The organism is Lactiplantibacillus sp. DA1, assembly GCF_032681335.1.
Lineage (GTDB): Bacteria > Bacillota > Bacilli > Lactobacillales > Lactobacillaceae > Lactiplantibacillus.
In genome coordinates this window covers 239,970-262,302 of sequence record NZ_JAWHTQ010000001.1, presented here as the reverse complement: position 1 = coordinate 262,302, position 22,333 = coordinate 239,970, and the positions used below count along the sequence as shown (strand labels likewise).

Sequence of the window (22,333 nt, the reverse complement as noted above, 5' to 3'; positions counted from 1 at the left end):
TTAGCTCATTCCTTTCTTGTACGTTCGTAGTCCGTAATAGCTGAGTCCATAAATTTGATGGTGTGGATAAACTGTTGATAACTTTCTTTATCTGTTGGGAAGGGAATATCTGTAGTAAGAAAGTCGCAGTTTGTAGATTCCAAATCATCTTTTAGGTGTTCTATGACTTCTATACGATTGCTAAAATCCATGATTATAAGGCCTCCTTTCAATTATTCTTGAATATCAAAATGTACCGTATTTGAACCGTGAGCACTTAGCAAACGTACGTTCTTTTGGCGGCTTAAATAAAAGGGCTAATGCCCTTAATTAAGTTTCTTTGGTGAATTATGTGCTGTTAAGTTTTTAAGCTGTTTCATACTAGTACTATTTTTTAATAATGTTGCCATCTGGTCCTTAGCCATATTATTTAATCGCATAGTCCGTTCGAACTCTGAGACGTTATTTTTAATAAGCTCTGCATTCATACTCTCTAGGTTGGCTAGGACTGTCAATTGCTCTAATGTGGCGCTTTCACGGAGATTGCCTCTTTTTCCACTACTACGCCATTGTTTAGCGGTCATTCCAAAGAGTGCCATGTTTAATCTATCTGCTTCACTTGCGTATTTATAACCAGCTTGTTTCTTTGACACAGTAGAAGGGATGAGCTTCTCTTTAATTGCATCTGTGTGGATCTGATAGTTGATTTTTGAAAGTGTTCGATTTACGTTCCAGTCTAAATTCAGATGGCTTGATTCACTTTGTTTTAACTGTTGATAGTCCGAAATTAAGTATAATCTAAATTCAGGTGATACCCAGGAAGCAAACTCGAAAGCAATATCAGATTGAGCATAAGTACCACCGTAGCGACCAGATTTTGAAATAATACCAATAGCATTTGTTTCTTTAATCCATTTGGCGGGAGATAGTACAAAAGTATTTGAACCCGATTCATTGAGCAGTTCCTGATAATTATCAGTATTAAAGTTATTATTTTTCATTTGTTCCCAAAGGCCAAGATACTCAATAGTATTTCGCGATCGCATCCAGTTGCGAATTAAATCATTTGGATTATCTTGATTTTTGTATTTTGCAATATCAGTAATACTGATGAAATCTGCATCTATGTCATTATTTCTAAATGCTTCAACTTGTGTTCCGTTTGCATTAATTATTTCTCTATCAAGTGCCATTGTATTAACCTCCATTTTTAAACCCGTCGAAATCGACGGGTTTAGAACACGAACATTACTAATCTATTAAAATATATTGTTTACATTTTGTCTTTGAACTGTTTTTATTCCGTATTATCGTCTACGGTGACGTGCATTATGATACAAAGCGAGTGACGGGAATCGGACCCGCGACTACAGCTTGGAAGGCTGTCGTTTTACCACTAAACTACACTCGCGTTATCACTAGCTGATAGAAGCCAGTGGTTGATAATATTATAATCCCAAGATTTGTTTCTTCTTAGCATCGAAGTCTGCTTGTGTTATGACGCCATCATCAAGCAGTCCTTTTAAGTTTCTTAATTGATCAGTGTTAACAGGGGCGGAAAGAGTGTCTGATACATCAGTAGTATTGTAGGCAAGAATCTTATCAAGATGAGCGCAAAAGCGTTGCATATTTTCTTGTTCAGTTCGGTAATTAATAGTGTCTATTTTTGTTGCAGTGGATATGTAATTCAGTTGTTTATAGTTGTTGTCTTTAAAATATAAAATTATTGCCATTTTTGAAACTGCATCATAGGATTTGTTGCCAGCAAAAGCACCTATTACAGCACCAGTAGGGCCAGCAACTAGGCCGCCTATAACTGAATGAGATAGACTATGATTTTTATTAATAGTAGTGGGATTTTCGATGGTCTTGTAACTCGTAAAATCAGAAAAGTTATAAAGGTGATAATCTTCAAGTAAATTTTTATCGATGAAAATCTGTTTTTTAGCGAAATCTAAATAGACTTTTCCTTTTTTTACGGGCTTATCAGCTTTAATATTAGCTTTGAGTTGTTCGTATTTGTCTTGCTTAGCAATTCTGTTTCGTTGTTCAGCTATTTTGTTTTGCATTTTGTTATTTTTGTAATCTTCCCAGCGCTGATGTACGTTAATAATTTGTTTTTTAGTCTGGAAATCCTTGACCTCACTAATTGTCAACGTGTCTTCGATAGTTAAAGACATTGGTAGTTTGAGGTAGTCTATGCCGATTTGCTTCATACAGTCATAGCATACTTTACCATCAGTGACATTGACAGATTTAAACAATTTTAATTTTTTACCGCATACGTCGCAATTTTTTGCCATGATAGATTCCTTCGATTCATTAGTAAGTTGATAACATTATAGTCCCAAAATTTGTTTCTTCTTAGCATCGAAATCTGCTTGTGTTATGACGCCATCATCAAGCAGTCCTTTTAAGTTTCTTAATTGATCAGTATCTGTTGAAATAGTAGGTGCTGATGTTGCGGTATTAGTAGCATTGTTATTTTCGGCAATGATATTGTCTAATTCGTGACAGAATCGTAGTAATAGCTGTTTTACGGCATGGTACTCACCACTATTTGTTTTAGTATCGGTATTTAGTAGAACCGCTTCAACACGATGATCTCCGCTGAAGTATAAGACAACTGAGACTTTCGAAACAGCTGCATAAGCTTTGTTACCTGAAAAAGCGCCAAGTGCTGCACCGGTCGGGCCAGCAATTAAACCACCAGCAATCGCACGAGATAAGCCATGTTTCTTTTCAATGGTAGTACCATTTTCAATTGGATCATAGCTTTCTAAATCGCTGTAGTTGTAAAGTGTAGGTGGGGTATCATCTAAGTGTTCGGTAAATGTTTGCTTAATCAAAAACTGTTGTCGTTTGTTATCCATGTACACTTTGCCAACATGACCATCGCCTTCTTTTTTGAAAGTGATGAGTAATTTTTCATATTCAGTTTTTTTGTTAAAAGCATCTTGTTTTTCCTTAGATTTTATATCGCCATAGCGCTGTTTAATATTTATTTTAGTGTTTGAGGCTTGATATTTTTTAACGTCTTCGCTCGTTAATTCGTAACCAATTTCATCAGAACGCCAACCACTGCCCAGTCCAATGCTTTTAGCACATTTGATACAAGCTACCCCATCTTTTATATTCAGATAACTTGATAAAATTCCAATTTTATTACCGCATACAACACATTGTTTAGCCATGATAAATCCCTTCATTTCGATTTATTAGAAAAAGCATTAAATTAATTAGCGAACATGCTTGTAATGTAGTCCATAACTTTGTCCGACTTCATGTAAGTAATCAACTTGAATTCCCAAATCATCGGCTAACTCATAATCATTTTCAGCATAACACTTTCTTAGTTTATCTAACTGTGAGCGTGTCATTTGTTGTTTAAACCCCCAAGTGCGTGCTTCATGTTCCTGTTTCATATTGGAAAGGGAGTCATAGTCACTGATATCACCGACTGATGTTTTAACGTGGCCTATTTCTTCCAATAACCATTGAAACTGTTCAGTTTTACTTTTTTTAGAATTAATTGTAACCTGATTTTCGATGGCTATTCCGCCGAGTTTGATAGGCATTGGTTCAAAATAGAAATTAATATCCGGGTACTTTGCCATCAATTGTTCGATTTTGTCCAAAAGCCTCAGTCCTTATTCTCATTCTCTTTGCGCTTTTTGAATTGCGCTTTTTTGAACTCGATGTAGTCATTTATTTCTTGACGCTCCTCATCGGTTAAATCTTCAAAGTCGCCATCTATATGTGCAGCAACAGGCACATTACCCAAATCAACCTTTCTCCCTAGTATATAATCTGTGGTAACACCAAAGTGGTCTGCTAATTTGGATAAATCTTCGTCTTTTATTGCACGTTGGTCGGTTTCCCACATTCCAATAGTACTTGGACTAACGTGAAGAACCTTAGAAAGTACATTTTGACTTTCATCTTTACGTTTACGCATTTTAGCTATACGTTGTCCTTTAGTCATCTTTTTCACTCCTTGTATTTATTTATAGCATACTATCACTTATAGTGAAATAAAAGAGTGGAATAAGTATTTTTACTAAAAGTGTTGACTAACACTCCTAGTGATGGAGGTGCTTATTTAAGAATACTTTACGAAAGGCTAGACAAGAACTAAAACAAACTCAAGTGGAAACAGCTGAAGGCATAGGGATTAGTTATTCCATGTATACTAAGATGGAATCTGGCAATAAGAAACCGTCTATCGATACAATGCGGAAAACGGCCTCTTATTTTGGAAAAATGGGTCTCTGTCAACCGGTATTGATGAAGTTATATTTAGAATCCAATTCATTTACGAATTGGGTTCTTTTTTTCGATTTTGATTTTGAATTCGATAAATAAAGTTTTGCCAGTTCTTGTAACCATATGCGGTTCTTTTGATTTGCTTGATTTTACGGTTCACACCTTCGACGGGACCATTTGATAATCGGCCGGTAGTCATATTTTTGATGAGTTGCCGGTTCTTGATAAAGCTTTTAATATTGGTCATTAGCTGAGGACTGACATTTTCGACATGACCTAGGGCTGCTTTGAAGGATCGATAATCACGCTTTTGAAAAGCCTTAACTAAGGCATGTGCGGCTTGGTAGGTTTGTCGAAACTGTTGGTCTAGATTTAAACCAGCTACGACTAATTGCTCTTGTGTCATGCGATCTTTAAGATGCGCAAACCATTGGGGGTTGCGCTTTTCGAGGCTGTCATAATCTTTTAAATATAACCGCCAATAATATTTAAGCACTCGGTGTTCACGACTCTTAGGGTTAAAACGTTTCATGAGTTGGGCCCGAGTTTGATTCAAAGATCGTAAGGCCATTTGAACAAGATGAAAGTTATCCGCAACCAGTTTGGCGTGCGGAAAGAGTGTTCGAATCGCGGGTTGATATTGAGAATTAAAGTCCATCACAACCCGAGTCACGCGGTCACGATGACGTTTAGAATAATGATTGAGAAAGAAGTCTTTAATATCGGCATTCTTACGTCCTGGTAAAATTGTAATGATGTCGTGGGTTTGGGCATCCACCGCAATAAAACTCATTTTTTTACCAGTTGAACGAAACTCATCGAAACTCGTCGATACAAAGCATCGTTGGTAGTCCGTTAAAAGCTGGTTGAGTACCTTGTCCGAGTAACTTTATTTGGCGACTAATCGTATTGGTCGAGACATTGTATTGAGCCGCAATACTCGCCATCGCATGGTCTTCAGTTAATGACAGATCAATGGCATGCAGACTGTTTTCAGATATTTGATGATGTTTTTTAACCAGCGTAGTCGTTGTTAAACTACTTTTATCACAATTTTTACAGATAAATCGCTGCTTCTTTAAGTTAAGGATGGTGACCCGTTCGCTAATTCTAGGAATTCTGATGTGAGCGGTCTTAAAGCCATTCTTAACCATGGAACGTTTACCACAACGTGCGCAAACAGTAACTGGGATACGTTAGCTTCTCAAGCACTTGTAGGCTTCCGTTAGTCGCTTCTTGAACAACTAAATCAGTAATATTTGGACCTTTAATTTGGAGCAGTACTTTAGTAGCATGGCTTTGGGACATATCTGACACTCGCTTTCAATTGGTTTTGGTCGACTTGATTGTCGCACAGGACGATATGTCCTTTTGTTGTACATAAAAATAGTGTTGATGGATTTTATCCATCGACGCTAAATATCATAGGCCCAAAAAATTATGACTAACAGGAAATTCCAAAAGTCCTAAATCAATTTATCCGTTTTTTACTTACTATATGTTATGATTTGAGTATAAAACGGACTTTTAGATTGAGGTGAAACCAATGGGCCAACGAGAAGAAATCATTGCGTACTTGAATAAGAATGGTGGTCAAATTACGTCTAAAACTGCTAATTCAATGGGTATCTCACCTAGGGTGTTACGCAGCATGTATGCTCATGGACAGCTAGAAAGATTAGCACCGGGTGTTTATATTGATCCACTTGAGTTTGGCGACGATATTGCTGCACTACAGTATAGCCTTTCGAAAGGTATCTTTTTCAAAGACACAGCACTTTTCCTTTATGGAATGATTGATCGAACGCCAAGTACCTACGAAATGAACTTTCCGTTGCCATACGCGTATAGTACTAAAAACGATGCACCAATCAAGATTTATCGACAAAAAAAGGAGCTTTATGAAATTGGTATAACAACAACTAAAACTCCTGGTGGACATCTAGTTAAGGTTTACGATGTTGAGCGTACCTTGTGTGATATCCTGCGAACGCGAGATAGGTCTGATGCTGAGACAATTAAACAAGCAATGAATAGTTATATCCATCGGAAAGGAAAAAATCTCCGCCAATTAATGACGTACGCAAGAATATTTAAAGTAGAAGAAGAGATTAGAGCGTATATGGAGGTCCTACTGTGAAACTTGAATTTACTGACCAGAAGCAGTTTCTGGCTAGAATCAGAAAGTTGGCAAAGGAAAGAAAAATCACACCACAGATTATGTTGCAGGAGATTATTTAGATGATCTGATTGAATTTCACCTTCTTTAGAAATAGCGTCCATAAAATTTGTATCCTAATAATTTTAAAAATAGTACCTACAGTCATTGAGAGTTAAAAACTTATTTATTTGTACCAAACCGCAGTTGATTAATCTCATAAACTGAGAGGGTATCTGTTCTCATATGGGCGTAAACCAGAACCAACAAAGACACGATGTACAAAAAGACTGCCCTCGAAGTTATATCTGCGAAGGCAGTTTTTTTCATATCATGATTATGAGAGTAGATCAGAGCGGCACCCTCAGATAGCTTTTTACGATTAGAACGTACGTTCTTTTTGGGCCTGAATAAAAGCCCAGTTAAGGGCTGATATTACTAACTGATTGCAGATTAGACTATGCTTGTGGTTGACTAAAATGCTTTAATGAAGCTAAATATAAAGATCCACCAATAATTGCGAGAATTCCGCCAATCCAACCCAAGAATGGAATAAGCGCGATTGCGCCGCCGACAATTAGTAAAACGCCTGATGCAGTACCGACACGCTTATCACCTTTATAATAAATTAATGCAATAATTCCTAATGCTAAAATAGCAATTTTCAAAATGTTTAGGAAAGCTGCCGCACCTGATGTATTAGATACTGATCCAGTGGCAGCATCGCTAACAATGCCACCAGCAATAAACCAGCCCCCGAATAATAAAATAATGCCGCCGACTAGCCCTACAATCCCGTTAGTAAGTGCTAAATTTTTTGACTTCATGTTGAAGCTCCTCCCTTTATTAACAGCTTTTCGTGTCGATCAGTTTATTGGACATAAGTTGTTGAAGCCTACCCAAACCATTAATCCCCGTATTGATAGGTTTATTTTTCGTATAAATAAACAAAGGTGACCAATATTCTGGCCGATAAATACGCTTTCCATAAGCGTGCCCGAAGTAACTTGATTCGAACATTAAGATACTTCATCGTAAGGGGCGTTAGTCGCGTTTAGCCCTATTCCCAGAAGATGACGGCCATTGCTACTCGTACTTGTTGGCGTTCTTCTTCCGTAAGTGCTTCGCCTCCGTATGTCATCGAATCCACATGAGCTGTGAGAAAGTCTTTTAAGTCAGTGGTATCTTTTCTAGCAATCCATTTAGATGCGCTATCTTCACCCAGCAGGTAGTCGGTTGTCACATCATATAGATCTGCAATCTGTTTAAGCATGTTCAAATCTGGCTCATTCGTGCCATATTCATAGTTGGCATATCGCTGCATACTGCTCAACCCTAATTTCCTGGCCACCTCAGTTTTTGACCAGTTCCGACTGTCACGAAGGCTAATTAGTCTTCGAATGAAGTTGTTTTGTGTTTTTGCTGGCATGTTATAGTCTCCCAATGAACGTATTGTATAATATTTAAACGTAAAATTTATATTTTTAAATAAAAAATTTAAGAAATAACTTATTTAAATAAACTATTTAATATAAAACATGATTTATCGATATAAATTAATTGCTTGTTAATTATAATGCATTCAGGTTGTTGGAACAAAATAGATTAGTATCAAGTGTTATCTAGATGATGGTTTTATTCCTAGGATGCTACTAGATTTAGATACGATTTTTCTCACTTTAATATATACGGAGATAATGATTTGAGAATTAGTATGATTTGGAATATCGGCAGAGTTCTCCAAACAGATAAATAATTAAAAATAGGTGGTTAGACTTAAAACGATCACTGTTTTCCGATGATTATGGTTTCTTAAGATAGACTGGTCAAATAGTGCAATCATAATTTCACTCTGAAGAGGTGATTGTTCACAATCAAATGGTCTTCATTATGGTATTATGACAAGGACACTAGTGGATGTTTAGTCAGCTTGGCGGACTAATCCCAAAACGAGCTGAAAAGCTGATGCAAACACATAAGGAGGTTGGAAAATTTTGAAATCGAATCGTTCTATTGTCACCTGGTTCCTCAATATCGTTAAACTAATTGGTCTATTCGCACTATATCAACTCGCTATGATTCCAACGATGATGCCAGCAATTCGACATGGGTTCTCGGCTACGGCAACACTAATTGCCGGAGTGGCAAGTTTAGTTTTGCTCGGGTTACTCATTTGGTGGTTGGTGACGATTTACCGGCGTCAAGCACCAGTCGTGACCAATTTATCGCGACCAAAACGTCCAGCGTTAACATTAGTGGGCCTATTTATCCTGGTTGAGTTAGGTAACGTGTTGGCGGGACTTATCGTGAAACAAACCCCTGAAAACCAAGTGATTTTGGATAAGGTATTTACTACTAGTCCAGTCATTAATGTTGTCATGATGGCAGTACTGGCACCGATTGTCGAAGAACTGATTTTTCGCGGGCTGATGTATCGTTGGTTATTTCCGCGGGTCACAAATTGGGTGAGTTTCACGGTTGCATTAGTTTTTGCGAGTTTAGTATTTGCCCTTGCCCATACGTTATCGTTTAGCCCTGCGCTACTAGCCTACTTACCGATCGCCGTCGTGCTGACTTTTACGTACGTGTGGTTCAACGATATTCGCTATAGTATCGCCTTGCACATTATCAATAATTCATTAGCCATGGTTGGCATGTTGACCTTGCTTTCACGTTAACACAGGTTGACGTAGCAATTGACATGCGCGTATTAGTCGCGTGACGTGTAATAATTAAAACAGGCAACGTCCAAATTTTGGGCGCTGCCTGTTTTGGTAGGGCTGAGTTAATAATAGATAGGGATTGGTCATGGTAACGTCATTAATAACGTTTATCTAACAATCTGATACGAATTGTTGAAAGACTGTCGTTAATCGGATAGAAATATACCACACCAGTTTCGTTTGTTTTTGGAATAGTGGTTATTAATGATAACTAGGTAATGTTTGATTAGCAATTGTTGATTATCAAAATAACTTTATACTGTAAAATTGGAACAATGGTACTTCCTGATTTGCGACTTATTCAACGACTAAAATTCATAATAGTCCTGATTAAATAAGGCTTTCCAATGTTCAATCAGGACATAAGGGTGTAAACACCACCTAGTATTATGGCATCATTGGTTTATAATGATATTTATATTAACTTATTGGAGTGAGTTTATGAATAAGAAATTATTGTATACCAGTATTACCACTGCGGCATTATTCGTGGAGACCCAATTGGGTGTTAACAATGCGCAGGCCGACACGGCAACTGATAACAGCGATACGACGAATCAGACGAGTGCCACGCAGGGGAGCGCTCAGACGGCAACTAACGAAAAGTTAGCAACGGTCAAACCGACTAGTCAGCAACAGTATCAAGCCAACGTGCAGACTGCCAAGGGGAACGTAGCCACGGCTCAAAACCAAGTCAATACAACACAAACTAAAGTGGCGACTGCGCAGGGGCAAGTGACTAATCAAAGTCAATTAGTTGCGATTGGACAGTCCCAGTATGATGCTGGTAAAGCCCAAGTTGACCGTGCACAACAAACACTGGATGCTAACAATCAGGTCCTCGCTGAGGCTGAGAATAAAGTCGACGCTGCTAAGTCGCAAATGGCAGCAGCTGAAACGCAAATTCTAGCTGATCAACAGCAAATTGCGGCCAACAAAGTCGCTATCGCCAACCAGCCAGCCACCGAGAAGAAAGCACAAACGGCTAAGGACGCGGCTGACACGGCCTTGACGCAAGCTAAAACTGAACAGGCCACGGCCCAATCTGATGCCGATGCAGCCAGTGCCGTCACTGCCACTAAACAGGCGACGGTCGACCAAGCATCTGCCGCCCAGCAAAAAGCGGCCACCCAAGCAAATCAAGCTAAAGTGGCCGTAGCATCAGCGCAAGATGCGGTTAATAAAAATACCCAGGCAATCAGTTCTGTCAAGACAGCGATTCAAAATACGGCCAGTCAAATTAATGCGAATAATCAAGCTGTTTCCACAGCGCAAGCCAAAGTGACCGCAGCTCAAGCAGCTTTAGCGGCAGCAGAACGGCCAACGACCACGACGGAATCGCAAAATAAGTATGACGCTGCCGAATTCCCACAATCTCAATTGACTGGGGCCGAAACAGTCAGCGTCGCCTATCCAAGTAATGGCAAGTATGTGCCTAATGCGGATAAAATCAATCAGTATATGTTTGAATATATCAATCAGCTACGGGCGCTGAATGGTCAACCAGCATTGAAACAGACGGCGACGTTGCAAAATAATGCGATTGCGCGAGCAGCTGCCCAAGTCGACGGTGGCTTGGATCATACTGGTTTTTCTTATGCAGAGAATTTAACACAAGTTTATCCGCAATGGTTCATGAGCGATCAAGAAACGGCCTATAATGCTGTGATGGGTTGGTATGATGAATCCAATAACATTGAGTCCGGTTCCTTTGGTCACCGCGTCAACCTAATATACTCGACTGGTGATGCCGGAGTAGCCATCAACTTGGCCAAACACGTGGCGGCATTTGAAGTCGATAATGCCGGGATGACGGAAGCACAGCAAGACAAGTATGTTGATTTGTTCGACAATGCCCATACGAATGCCGCTACTGGGACTAAGGCCTTACCAGCTGTCACGTTCAATTACGTCCAGACGGCCCCCGCTGATCCGAAGAAGATTGCGGCGGCTAACGCAACGTTGATTGCTGCAACGGCTAGTTTGAATGGTTTACAAAATACCGGGAAGACATTAGCAACCACGCTGGCTAACCAAAATGCCAGTTTACAAGCTTTACAAAACCAGACAAGTGGCTTACAAGCGACTGTTACGACTAAACAGGCCCAAGTTCAAGTTGCTGCAACTAGTTTGACAGCGGCTAATGTTGCTTTGACGCAAGCTCAAGGGCAATTAGCAATGGCGCAACAGCAACAACTATCGCCCGTTCGTAATTTGAAGACATCAATCGCGAAGACGGCTGCGGCACAAGTAACTGCCACGCAAGCCGCTAAAAACTTAGCCAGTGCCAAGACATTGGTAGCCGATTTGACCGCTGAAAACGCCCGATTGGCGGCCGAAATCGCGGCCCTGCCCGCGCGGATTGCAAGCATGAAGGCCCAAATTGCTACTGCTGAACAACAAATCGCTGTTGCCAAGGCCATGCTCGCGCAGGGGCAGGCTCAAGTTGATACAGCAAACGAGCAACTTGCTGCTGGAAAAGCGCAACTGGATCGTAAAAAGACCGATTTAGCACAACTTAAGCAGGTGCTCGGCGCTGCCAGAGTTGATCTCGCCGTTGCACAAGGTGATTTAACGGCTACTAAAGCCTTCTTGGCACGCGTCGAAGCTAACAAATTTACAACGACGACGGCTGCGGCGGCTGATGGAATTGCTGAAACAACAAATGTTGACCAATCGACTGGTGTTACTGCACCACATGCGACAGCTACTAAAACCGTAGCGAATAACAATGGTACCATTAATGCCACGAGTACTAGCGTAGATGTTTCAGATGGCGATGCAACAACTAAGCTGGTTGCGGGAGCTAAACAACAGCCAGTTGCCGCACAGGCCACGGCTTTACCACAAACGGATGAAAAACAGTCATCGAGTTTGATGGCAGTAGGATTACTAGCGGCAGGGTTCTCATTGTTGGGATTAACAAAGTTACGTAAACGCGCTTAACTTCTGAGCTCAAAGATTTTTAGAATTATTGATCATATGAAATAATAAAAACAGTTGGACTAGGATAGCCGATGGATACCGGGAATGATAGATAGGCAATGAATGCTTACCTATGGTTGTCAATCAGCCGAAATCCTTGGCCTGACTGTTTTTTAGTGGTTAGATATTAAGTTTAGTGAATTAAACATAACCGGTATTAACAATAAAAGACAACTCATTTTTGATATTTTGTACACGGCAAGGCTAATATTTAGTAATATATTAAGTAATACGGTCATTGAAGTTTTTTTGATTATTTAAATAAACGAATTAAATTAATGGATAATTAACGGAATGAAAAATGACCCGTTATTAAACGCAGAGTTGCAATTGACAGCCATGGTACATAATGTGTCCGTATAATCCCGTGGATGATTGGGAAATCCAGGGTGGCTAACTGCCGATTGTTTTAAGGGGAATTAAGGTTGTGAAAGGAATAGAGGTATGGGAAAAATCAGTAGCAGAATGGTCTTTGAAATTATCACGATTATTGGTATTGTCACTTTTGCCGTTATCAGTCTAACACCATCAACGGCGAAGCAGCAAAGTGTGCAATTGGATCACGGACGAATGAGCTACAGCGGGGCCGTTTTGAAGCACAAGTTTGACGGTCAGGGTACGTTGCAGGTTAACAAACAGGGGCGCTACGTGGGTAATTTTACCAACGGTCGGTTTGAAGGCCCAGGCGAATTCATTGCGCCAAACGGTTGGCGCTTGCAAGGGGACTTCAGCAAGGGTGCGTTGAATGGTGTGGTCAAACTGCGGGTCGGCAACAAGACTTATGCCAAAAAAATTACGGGGGACGGTAAGTTAGAAAATGCGGATTAAATGGTTTAGTTTAGTACGGATAACGGGACTTGTGCTGGTATTGACGTACCACTTTTTCCAAACCCAGTTTACTGGCGGTTTTATTGGGGTGGACATCTTCTTTACCTTCTCAGGGTTTTTGATTACGTCATTAATGGTGGACGAATTTGCCCGCTCGGATAACTTTAAATTAATGGCTTTTTATGGTCGCCGGTTTTATCGAATTGTGCCACCATTATTTATCGCGGTGTTGCTGGTCTTACCGCTAACTTACTTGATTGATCACGATTTTGTGACCGACATTGGTAAGCAGGTCGCGGCGGCTCTCGGATTTACGACTAATTATTTTGAAATTGCGACGGGTGGCAGTTATGAAAACAAGTTTATTCCGCACTTATTTGTCCATACGTGGTCATTAGCGGTTGAAATGCATTTTTATATTTTATGGGGCCTGATTGCGTGGTTGGTCGCTAAAATCAGTCGGCGGTTGGCGAGTGGTCGGCGCGCATTGACCCGTTTTCGCTGGGGCTTAGGGCTGTTGACCACTGCCTTTGCGATTGAGAGCTTTGTCATGATGTCCTTTGGCGCGGTCGGCTTAAAGGACTTTTCACCAGTCTACTTTTCAAGTCTGACCCACTGTTTTCCGTTCTTTGTCGGTGGGCTTATCGGTGTCCTGAGCGGCATCAAAGCTCAAGGGCCAATCTATCGTTGGACCACAGCGCACTGCAACCCGATTATTGCGGGCGCGGTGATGCTTATTAGTTTTATCTTGTTAGTTGCTTTAGGCGATCGGATGAAGTTCGATGCGCTACAAACGTATCAGGGTGGGCTGTTACTGGCTACCGTACTCGCTGGCATCATGATCTATGGCGCCCGGTTGTTGCATGACCATACGCCGAACCTCAAGGAACCACGGTGGATGACGTTTTTAGCGGACGTTAGCTATAGCGTGTATCTCTATCACTGGCCGTTGTACGTGATTTTTTCGCACATGATGGTCAACTGGTTAGCTGCACTAGTAACAACGGTGCTTTCAATCATTTTATCTGCTTTGTCATACTACGTGTTAGAACCAGTGATTGCAGGCAAACGTGCCCATGTCTTCGGTCACACGTTGACGTGGCGACAGTTGCAGTTCCCCGTTATCACTGCAGGAGTGTTGTTGGCAGTCAATACCGGGGTCGTGGTCAAAAATGCACCGCAACTTTCGACGCTGGAACGGAATTTATGGGTGAGTGGCATTTATCAGGACATTGATAAAATCGGAACGACCCACGACGCCGTATTAGCGGCCGTGGCGCCAAAGAAGAAGACGGCCCCCAAAGCCGATCAGGCGAAGACGCCGGGGGTCTCAATTATTGGTGACAGTGTCACATTGGGGACGCGCAGTTATCTAGGCGCCCATGTTCCTAATAGTAGCATTGATGCGGAAGGCGATCGGACGATGAACCTGGCGTACAAAGTCATGATGAACCAGCAACGAAGTCACACGCTACGACAGTACGTGGTGATTTGCATTGGCACCAATGCGTTGGATGATTATGAAGAACAAACTATGAAAATCATTCATGATTTGAAACCAGGGCATAAGTTGATTTTGATGACGCCCTATAATGCGCGGGCTGATGCAGACTGGAACTCATCGAAGCTAGCGGTTTTGGAACGACGCCTGCCAGCTAAGTATAAGTTCATTACAATTGCAGATTGGGGCAAAATAGCGGCTCAACATCCGGAAGTCTTTAAGGGCACGGATGGTGTACACTTTGGCGGTATTCGGGCTGGCGATATTTTGTATGCCAAAGTGATCAATCAGGCGTTAGTAGTTGCTAAAAAGACGCCGGCCAAGTCTGCCTAACATGAGTTTGCTTGTAAAAGTGATTGGCCTAACCAGAGTGAAGCGAAAAGTAGTTGATTTTTGACCAGCAATTCAAAGTCAGTTTGCAATATTGCAAGCTGACTTTTATTTTGCATTGGTAAATGCTGAAGACTGCTAAGTCAAGCTTGGCTAACGAGAATTATACCCGATTATCAAGTCGTTAATAATCTGCGATGTGCATATTGATTGTTCGTTAATAAAATTATAGTTATCATAAGCATGTAATCAAATAAAACTTTAAGGAGTGATTAGAATGTTTGGATGGCTATGGTCATTAATTGTTGGTGGTGTGATTGGTGCGTTAGCAGGTGCAATTACTAGCCGTGACGTTCCGATGGGGATTATTGGTAATATTATTGCTGGTTTAGTTGGTGCCTGGATTGGTCAAGCATTGCTTGGAACTTGGGGACCATCGTTAGCTGGTATGGCATTGGTGCCATCAATCTTAGGTGCAATTATTTTAGTCTTAATTGTTTCTGCAATCTTCGGCATGCGTAAGAAACGTTAGGCGGTGATTAGATGAGCCGCTTAGCTAAGTTTACGGTGACGTTAGTCGGAATTGTATTGGTGTTATTAGCGGTTTTTGAACTGGGTCAGTTGTACCCAATCCCGTGGTTGACGGCCTGGTTATCGGAAGTAACAGTTAACTACCCAATGGTTTGGAGTAGCTTGTTGATGGTCTTTGCGGTTATCGCAGGAATCGTCGGCATCTTATTGGTGATTGTCGGCTTGTTTCGACCAGTTAAAGTCAGTGCATTGACATATGATGGCAAAGTTGGTCGGTTAACGATTCCCCAACGAGCGTTAGAACGTGATTTACAGTACCGACTTGTCAATCAGCTGAATCTGATTGATCCTGAGGTTCATGTAAAGTTACGTCATCGTCGGCGGGTACGAGTGAAGATTGACGCGATGGTTAATACCGACGCACAGTTGGAAACAACGGCCCAACAGGCAGCAAGCTTGGCGCAAGACTATTTGAAAAATCAATTAGGACTAACGGTCGAACAACCAGTAGTCCAAGTTAAGCCAGCAAATCACCAGCGTAAGTTAACCGTGGTGTAAAGGAGGGTCCTGATGAGTAACGCACAGTATGGTTTTCTGATTGGACTGCTTTTAGGCATCGTCTGGGTATTAACCAGTTTTTCGGCAGTCTTATTAGTCGCAGTTTTAGGGCTAATCGGCTGGGCAATTGGACGGTTTGTCCACGTTGATCTAGCCGCACTTAGCCAGAAGTTGAGTGAGTATTTATCTAAATAATGGGAGGAATTACAATGGCACAACCAGAACAACAATTACAGACTCAATTGACGTTTGATGACGGTGTGATTGAAAAAATCGCCGGTCTAGCTTCACGCAATGTTGATGGCGTATTATCCCTAGAAGGCGGCATGTTAAGCAACTTGACCAACCGTTTTCGTGATGAAGCTGACCCGACTCAGGGGGTCGACGCGCAAGTTGGTAAGAAGCAAGTCGCATTGGACATGACGATGATCGTTGAATATGGTAAGGACATGCGACAAATCTTCAATCAAATTTGTCAACGTGTTCAGCAAGATGTTGAACGGTATACTGGCTTGAAGGTCATTGAAATTAAGGTGCATGTCAGTGACGTCATGAGCAAGCGCGATTGGCAAGATCAGGCTACTGGCAAACCAAATACGGATCAGTCGACGGAGAAACGGCAAGTCGAATAGGACGGCTGATTAGCGACTACTAGGGGATTCATTGGCAAGTTGATTTTTGACAAAACAAGGAGGAATCTTGATGGAAGCAACAGCGACATCTTTAAAACCAGAAGTTGTTTTTGACGATACAGTATTGGCCAAGATTGCTAGTAACACGGCCCAAGAAGTTGAAGGGGTATTGAGCTTACAGGGAAATCTGATTGATGATATCTCCAACCGTTTTACGGATAAGGATCGCCCGCAGACCGGTGTGTCAGTGGATACCGATGACGATGATCAGACGGTCGGTATCGAATTAACGGCCATTCTAGCTTATGGGAAGAATGGTCAAGAAATTCTAGCACGGGTGGCAGATAAGGTTGCTAAGGCCGTCAAATCAATGACTGGTTATCAAGTGACCAAGTTAAAATTAGTCGTTAAAGACATGTTAACGACGGAGGAATGGCGGCAACAAAATGACAAGCAAGAAAAAGCACCAGAAAAGAAACACCCAGAACCAAAGGATGACGGTCCACATTAATGTTAGCCGTAACGGTTAAAGGTACCCGCAAATTAGACGGGTACCTTTTTTAGTGATGAGCGTTACATGAAGAAATATCCTGAGCTAAGTTCGTAATTGCGTTTGAACGTTCATGAAGATTGTCCGGAATGACCGTCACGCAACTATCATTATTGTTATGATTCATGAGATGAGTGTACAATAATATCAATGAGGTGATTAATATGAAAATTGGCATGTGGGCCAACCGACCGTTTATCATTACGGATGAACAGCATGGACAAGCTGTTTTAAACGCGAATACAGTTTTGGAAGCGCTGTATATATCAGCAGTGGACCGGCAGCTTGGTTCGATTGAAACGTTTGCACCACAAGAATTAGCGGCACCCGTCACTGATCCGCGGCAAATTTTTGCGGTAGGGATGAACTACCGCGACCATTCGGCGGAGATCCACATCACGCTGCCGAAGGTCCCAAGTATTTTTACGAAGTTTAGTAGTTCACTGGCGCCAGCGAATGTGACCGTGGCGACGCATGGCCCCCAGACTGACTGGGAAACTGAGCTGGTTGTGATGATTGGTAAGGGTGGTCGCGAGATTGCGGCGGCTGATGCAATGGCGCACGTGGCCGGAGTGATGGTTGGTGAAGACTTATCTGATCGCGCCGTTCAGTTCGAGAATGACAATCCTCAGTTTTCAATGGGCAAGTCATTTGAAAACTACGCACCAGTCGGGCCGTGGTTAACGACCGTCGATGAGTTAGCTAACTTAGACGATGAGGTGATCACGACCACCGTCAATGGTCAGACGATGCAGCAAGCGCCGTTGAGCCAACTGATCTTCAAGGTACCGGATTTGGTGCACTACCTGTCGACGGTCTGTGAGTTACAACCAGGTGATTTGATTTTTACCGGGACGCCTAGTGGGACCGGCGTTGGTCGCAATCCTCAAGTCTTTTTGCAAGCCGGCGATCAACTGTGCGGCCAAATTACGCATTTAGGGGCGTTAAATATCAAAATTAAATAAATAAACGTAGTCGGTAAGTGTGAGTGGTGAAGGTTTATAATATAACGCCAATCACAATACCGACTTTTTTTGGTACCATAAAAGTAATCATTGAATAGGGGGATACCGGTGCGGGACCGGTGAGGAGAGATATGAAAAAGGTGTGGGTCGGATTATTATTAGGAAGTTTATTATTAGCGGGATGCGCGACGTCGCCCAAGTCGTCAGCGTCCAAGACGAGTCAAAAAGCAACGTCAACCAAGGTAGCGGCAAAGCAGGCCGCTAGCCAAAAAAATACCGCTAGCAGTGATTCTTCATCACAGGCTGAGGCAACCTTGTGGAATACGGGCAAGGAAGCAGCCTTATCGACATTTATGGCCTCTTGGCAACGTGAGATGGGCCAGACCTATGTCGGGACGTATGATGATAAGGTTCCGGATCATTTAGGCTTTCGTTTTCCCAATGCTTTGCTTAATGGTAGCTTAGCAGGCCGAATCAAGTGGGGCTCACAGTCAGTGGATCTCAAGTGGTCCAAAGACGGCGAAGATCGTAGTGAATTTCAAGTGGTGGCCGTCGCAACGGGTGGTAAGGCGGAAGCACAATATCCAAACACGTACTTCTTTTGCCTCCATAATCGGCGACCAGTCGTCTTTGTGACTCAGACGACCAACGGGGACGAGTTGATCATTCATGATACGCAAAATAGTGCTTTGCAAGCCGGTTTTGCCAAAATCATTACGGGTAGTCGACCGACGACACTGACAGATAGTGCGTTGAACGTGAACATGAGTCGTGATGCGAAGGCTAATCAATGGCCTCAAGGTTATCAGGGGACTTGGTATTACTATAATAAGTACGATCACAAGATTAATTCAATGACGCAAAATGATACCAATGGGTTGAAGCTATCCTATGCGGCATCTGAGGGGAGAAAATGGATTCATATTATGGGGTCTGAACAGACTGCTGGCGCTGGGAACTTTGAATACGTGCGATATCATTATTTTGATGGCCGCCAGATTCCAGTCTTAATGAATGCCAGTGGTGCTGGGGCCTGGTTCGATAATAACGCCTATCCTTCAGCAGCCGCTGCAAATCAAATGCGTGACTGGCAATATGGGGATGAATCAAAGACCAGTCCAGCTGCTGACTCATTGGACTAATTAAGGGTGTCATGAGCGGTAGTTTGGGTAGGATAAATTAATTATTGTGAAAATATAATATTAATGAAAAAGCCGGGACAAATGCACGTAAATTGCCCCGGCTTTCATTTTGTAAAGTTTGTGTATATATTGAAAAGCCAAGAGTGATTTTCTGAAAAGTAATGCTATACTATGACATAAGTTCACGGTGTCAAGACAACTAGTTAAATCTTTTGAACGTGTGAACAGCGCAATAGTCAAAGTTAGTTATCGGTCATGATTACTGTCGTTTGGGGGAATGGCGTGATGATGATGACTACCGTCAACGCAGGTGTGCACGATTGGTCAAAGAGTAGGAAATTTAAGTGAAAAGGGTGAAAAATATGCAAAAGAATACGGAACACACGCTCAACGTTACGATGACGATGATTTTAAAAATTGGTAGTGCTCGTTCACTGGTAGCAGCTGCCTTGACAGATATTGCAAGTTATCGGTACGGAGCAGCACGTGAAAAGCTAAGCCGGGCCGAAGTTGAACTGATGACGGCTCAGCGCTTGCAAGTTCGGCGATTAGTCGAGAATGCGCAAGCCCAACGGTTTGTCCATTCGACACTCTTCATGAATGCGCAGTCGGCGTTGGTCAGTGTAATGGGCGAGTTTCAGATGACAGAGAACTTGATGGGGGCGTTTGAACGGTGGGAACCAGAAGTAGCCTAGGCAGCGGTATTGCGTTGATTTGAAGTCAGCGGTGATTGTTCACGATTAGATCTTGGAAGCGGGTATTTGGTAGCAAATTAAACGGATAGAGATGGGGTTAAAAAATGACAGTTACTTTTAGTAATGAACATGATCACAAATTTCAGAAGATTACTGACCAATGTTTTACTGCCAATCCGAAACTACTGACAAAAGCGAGTTTATCAGTACCACTAGCTACCCGTACCATCCGACCACAACGTTATTTTGTGGCGACCAAGATTAATCAGGCAACATTAGCGACTGCTGCATGGCAACCGGTTACGGGCGCCATCGCGCTACATAGGTATGAACGCTTGATCTACGATTTGGGGGCGTTGTATGTGGGTCACTTTCAAGTTGCCATTGACGTGGCTGGTTCACCGATGGACGCGCCGTTGCTGATGCGGACACGATTTGCTGAGCGGTTACAGGAATTAAGTGTTGATGCCAGTTGTGTGACGAGTTGGTTGCCAATGGCTTGGATTCAAGACGATACGCGTCACGTTGAATTATTACCAGCCACGGTCAACTTTGAGCGTCGTTACAGCTGTCGCTACATTATGTTGGAGCCAGTGGGCCAGTCGTTAAAGTGGCAGCCGGTTTTGGCGGATGCGGAGTTTCGAGCAGCAAGTGCAGTGCTGAGTCAAGTTGTACAGCCATTCAGTAACGATCCGCCGGAATTGCATGAAATTGATCGGGTCTGTTTAGAGACTTTGCGAAATACCATGCAGACAGTTTTTGAGGATGGTACAAAACGAGATCGTCGTTTATGGTTGTTAGATTTTCGAATGCAGGCCAAAGTTAATTACGTTACTTTTAAGCACATGAAGTTAGCAAAAAAATGTTTGTATTTATTTGGGGCGTTTTCAGATAAAGATGGTCGCTTACCAGCGGATATCTTAACACGAACTAAAATACCAGTTGCGGATGACTTGTATTGGTTTGATTATCAACTGCAGTTCATTATGGCCGTAGCAGAATATATTGACGCTACCAGAGATCGCGTAGCATTAAATGATTTATATCCGGTAGTTAAGCGGTCATTCGAATTTATTAAAGTGCAATTAACCACAGGATTAACGGTGGGACAACGTGCCGATGTTTTTGTTGATTGGTCAACCAATTGTAACAAGGAGGCCGCAGTTCAAGGTATTTTGGTCCAGGCGATGAAAGCTTTTTTGAAACTCGCATTACAGTGGAAGGACCCGGACGTTAATGAAATACAAGCTTGGATAAAAGATTTAAAAATTGCGACAATTAAAGGATTCTATGATAGTGATAAAGCTGTATTTATTAGTGGGCCGAACCAGGAAGTAAATTTACTGGCTCAGATTCAGCTGCTACTAGCCAATGTATTACCATCGAATGAGCAACAACGTGCATTGCAACAGCTATTGCATGATTTTGACTTCAACAATACCGCAGTTACACCAAGTACGGAAGCGTTGTTGGCTGAAGTGTTGTTGCAAAATGGTCAGACTAAAGTGGCAACTGATATAATTCGGCAGTATTGGGGGGCAATGGTGGCTAACGATGCGGATACTTTTTGGGAAGTCTTTGATCAAACTGATGCCAATTATTCACCATATGGATCGACATTACTAAATAGTTATTGTTTTGGCTGGAGCTGTTATCCCGCATACTTGCTACGAACATATTTATCAGATACGTGGTAGAAATATCTTGAGTCGAGTTGTTTAAATTGAGTAGTATCTCTAGACCGTAAAAGTCAATTACATCAAAGATTAGGAGCTTGATGAATCCTTTTGGGAATCGTCGAACTCCTAATTTTTATTAGCTATGCATATGATATACTTTTATATAGTTGGGAATGTTGTTGACAAATCAATGGTTGATAATTGGGAGTGGAATTGAATGCCAAAATATAGTGCAACAATGGTTTCACATTCTTTTTGGTTTGCTGAATTTCAAGCATATATTGAATTACTTAATGCTGGCTACAGTGAAGATGATATTAGAGCTAAAGCAGAAGAAGATAATTATTTTAAACAGAAAACGGCTGCGCGAACTCAAGATCTCTTGAAGGTTCTAAAGAAACGTTTGGTTACTTTAGACCAGGATTATTTTGTTTTATTTTCAAGTTTAGATATCAGTAATCAAAAATTGGTTAATCTTATTTCAATTATGAACATGAATCGCCTCTTTAACGAATTTATGTATGAGGTTTATCGTGGTGAATTGCTATTAGGCGATGCGCGTTTACATGATTATGAGATTGAGGATTTTTTTAACCGGAAACGGGTTGAAAATGCGCAAATTGCAGACTGGACAGAGGAGACCGTTGAACGATTAGCGGGAATTTTTAAAACATTTTGTCGCGAAGCAGAGTTGCTCAAGGATCTTGGCGATTATGACGAAGTTAATCGGCCGATGCTAGATTTAAGATTAGAAGATTTGTTACAAGCTAAGCACGCTCATCGCAATTTAGCCGTGCTTTTAGGGAGGTGA

General features: G+C 41.8%; 23 protein-coding genes, 1 tRNA gene and 2 pseudogenes. 16 read left to right on the top strand and 10 right to left on the bottom strand.

What is annotated here, in order from left to right; genetic code table 11:
• Window positions 1-5 precede the first annotated feature (5 nt).
• The 7 genes from RXV91_RS01265 to RXV91_RS01235 form a co-directional block, all read right to left on the bottom strand.
• On the bottom strand, window positions 6-191 hold the full coding sequence (locus RXV91_RS01265; RefSeq protein ID WP_316438337.1) for a hypothetical protein: 186 nt from the start codon (window positions 189-191) through the stop codon (window positions 6-8).
• Window positions 192-305: 114 nt separating this feature from the next.
• Window positions 306-1,172, bottom strand: a complete 867-nt coding sequence (locus tag RXV91_RS01260) for a KilA-N domain-containing protein (RefSeq protein WP_013355293.1) — start codon at window positions 1,170-1,172, stop codon at window positions 306-308.
• A gap of 147 nt (window positions 1,173-1,319) precedes the next feature.
• Window positions 1,320-1,390: transfer RNA gene (locus tag RXV91_RS01255), tRNA-Gly, on the bottom strand.
• A 37-nt stretch (window positions 1,391-1,427) separates the two neighbouring features.
• Window positions 1,428-2,282 carry a DUF4428 domain-containing protein gene (locus RXV91_RS01250; protein WP_316438336.1) on the bottom strand — a complete coding sequence of 285 codons (855 nt, stop codon included), beginning with the start codon at window positions 2,280-2,282 and terminating at the stop codon, window positions 1,428-1,430.
• A 36-nt stretch (window positions 2,283-2,318) separates the two neighbouring features.
• Entirely contained in the window at window positions 2,319-3,173 is an 855-nt protein-coding gene (locus RXV91_RS01245) for a DUF4428 domain-containing protein (protein WP_316438335.1), read from the bottom strand.
• Window positions 3,174-3,218: 45 nt separating this feature from the next.
• Window positions 3,219-3,617, bottom strand: a complete 399-nt coding sequence (locus RXV91_RS01240; RefSeq protein WP_316438334.1) for an ImmA/IrrE family metallo-endopeptidase — start codon at window positions 3,615-3,617, stop codon at window positions 3,219-3,221.
• A 5-nt stretch (window positions 3,618-3,622) separates the two neighbouring features.
• Window positions 3,623-3,964: a helix-turn-helix transcriptional regulator gene (locus tag RXV91_RS01235; protein WP_316438333.1), complete on the bottom strand. Its 342-nt coding sequence runs from the start codon at window positions 3,962-3,964 to the stop codon at window positions 3,623-3,625.
• 140 nt (window positions 3,965-4,104) lie between these two features.
• Here RXV91_RS01235 and RXV91_RS01230 point away from each other — a divergent pair.
• A pseudogene (locus tag RXV91_RS01230) lies at window positions 4,105-4,227 on the top strand (helix-turn-helix domain-containing protein); the annotation flags it as partial.
• Window positions 4,228-4,290: 63 nt separating this feature from the next.
• Here RXV91_RS01230 and RXV91_RS01225 read toward each other — a convergent pair.
• Window positions 4,291-5,553: pseudogene (locus RXV91_RS01225) on the bottom strand (ISL3 family transposase).
• A gap of 238 nt (window positions 5,554-5,791) precedes the next feature.
• Between RXV91_RS01225 and RXV91_RS01220 the strand changes: the two are divergent.
• Entirely contained in the window at window positions 5,792-6,385 is a 594-nt protein-coding gene (locus RXV91_RS01220) for a type IV toxin-antitoxin system AbiEi family antitoxin domain-containing protein (RefSeq protein ID WP_316438332.1), read from the top strand.
• A 476-nt stretch (window positions 6,386-6,861) separates the two neighbouring features.
• Here RXV91_RS01220 and RXV91_RS01215 read toward each other — a convergent pair whose 3' ends face one another.
• Window positions 6,862-7,230, bottom strand: coding sequence for a membrane protein (locus tag RXV91_RS01215; RefSeq protein WP_003641164.1), 369 nt, complete (start codon window positions 7,228-7,230; stop codon window positions 6,862-6,864).
• A gap of 233 nt (window positions 7,231-7,463) precedes the next feature.
• On the bottom strand, window positions 7,464-7,832 hold the full coding sequence (locus tag RXV91_RS01210) for a helix-turn-helix transcriptional regulator (RefSeq protein ID WP_316438331.1): 369 nt from the start codon (window positions 7,830-7,832) through the stop codon (window positions 7,464-7,466).
• A 565-nt stretch (window positions 7,833-8,397) separates the two neighbouring features.
• Between RXV91_RS01210 and RXV91_RS01205 the strand changes: the two genes are divergently transcribed.
• The 14 genes from RXV91_RS01205 (at window position 8,398) to RXV91_RS01140 (ending at window position 22,333) form a co-directional block, all read left to right on the top strand.
• Entirely contained in the window at window positions 8,398-9,081 is a 684-nt protein-coding gene (locus RXV91_RS01205; protein ID WP_316438330.1) for a CPBP family intramembrane glutamic endopeptidase, read from the top strand.
• A gap of 486 nt (window positions 9,082-9,567) precedes the next feature.
• Entirely contained in the window at window positions 9,568-12,072 is a 2,505-nt protein-coding gene (locus RXV91_RS01200) for a CAP domain-containing protein (RefSeq protein ID WP_316438329.1), read from the top strand.
• Between the two features lie 483 nt (window positions 12,073-12,555).
• Window positions 12,556-12,939, top strand: coding sequence for a hypothetical protein (locus RXV91_RS01195; RefSeq protein ID WP_316438328.1), 384 nt, complete (start codon window positions 12,556-12,558; stop codon window positions 12,937-12,939).
• Complete coding sequence (locus RXV91_RS01190) at window positions 12,929-14,773, top strand: acyltransferase family protein (RefSeq protein ID WP_316438327.1); 1,845 nt, start codon at window positions 12,929-12,931, stop codon at window positions 14,771-14,773. Before RXV91_RS01195 ends, RXV91_RS01190 begins: the two co-directional genes overlap by 11 nt.
• Window positions 14,774-15,047: 274 nt before the next feature.
• Window positions 15,048-15,302: a GlsB/YeaQ/YmgE family stress response membrane protein gene (locus RXV91_RS01185; protein ID WP_316438326.1), complete on the top strand. Its 255-nt coding sequence runs from the start codon at window positions 15,048-15,050 to the stop codon at window positions 15,300-15,302.
• An 11-nt stretch (window positions 15,303-15,313) separates the two neighbouring features.
• On the top strand, window positions 15,314-15,859 hold the full coding sequence (amaP, locus tag RXV91_RS01180; RefSeq protein ID WP_316438325.1) for an alkaline shock response membrane anchor protein AmaP: 546 nt from the start codon (window positions 15,314-15,316) through the stop codon (window positions 15,857-15,859).
• A 12-nt stretch (window positions 15,860-15,871) separates the two neighbouring features.
• Entirely contained in the window at window positions 15,872-16,054 is a 183-nt protein-coding gene (locus RXV91_RS01175) for a hypothetical protein (RefSeq protein ID WP_021730197.1), read from the top strand.
• A gap of 14 nt (window positions 16,055-16,068) precedes the next feature.
• Window positions 16,069-16,491, top strand: coding sequence for an Asp23/Gls24 family envelope stress response protein (locus RXV91_RS01170; RefSeq protein WP_021730198.1), 423 nt, complete (start codon window positions 16,069-16,071; stop codon window positions 16,489-16,491).
• A gap of 70 nt (window positions 16,492-16,561) precedes the next feature.
• Window positions 16,562-17,002 carry an Asp23/Gls24 family envelope stress response protein gene (locus RXV91_RS01165; RefSeq protein ID WP_003641176.1) on the top strand — a complete coding sequence of 147 codons (441 nt, stop codon included), beginning with the start codon at window positions 16,562-16,564 and terminating at the stop codon, window positions 17,000-17,002.
• A 203-nt stretch (window positions 17,003-17,205) separates the two neighbouring features.
• Window positions 17,206-18,006, top strand: coding sequence for a fumarylacetoacetate hydrolase family protein (locus tag RXV91_RS01160; protein ID WP_316438324.1), 801 nt, complete (start codon window positions 17,206-17,208; stop codon window positions 18,004-18,006).
• 131 nt (window positions 18,007-18,137) lie between these two features.
• Window positions 18,138-19,148 carry a DUF4767 domain-containing protein gene (locus RXV91_RS01155; protein WP_316438323.1) on the top strand — a complete coding sequence of 337 codons (1,011 nt, stop codon included), beginning with the start codon at window positions 18,138-18,140 and terminating at the stop codon, window positions 19,146-19,148.
• A 362-nt stretch (window positions 19,149-19,510) separates the two neighbouring features.
• A complete protein-coding gene (locus RXV91_RS01150) occupies window positions 19,511-19,843 on the top strand; it encodes a PTS lactose/cellobiose transporter subunit IIA (protein WP_021730203.1) in 333 nt (110 codons plus the stop codon).
• Between the two features lie 104 nt (window positions 19,844-19,947).
• Window positions 19,948-21,540, top strand: coding sequence for a hypothetical protein (locus tag RXV91_RS01145; protein ID WP_316438322.1), 1,593 nt, complete (start codon window positions 19,948-19,950; stop codon window positions 21,538-21,540).
• Between the two features lie 199 nt (window positions 21,541-21,739).
• On the top strand, window positions 21,740-22,333 hold the full coding sequence (locus tag RXV91_RS01140) for a DUF1819 family protein (protein WP_316438321.1): 594 nt from the start codon (window positions 21,740-21,742) through the stop codon (window positions 22,331-22,333).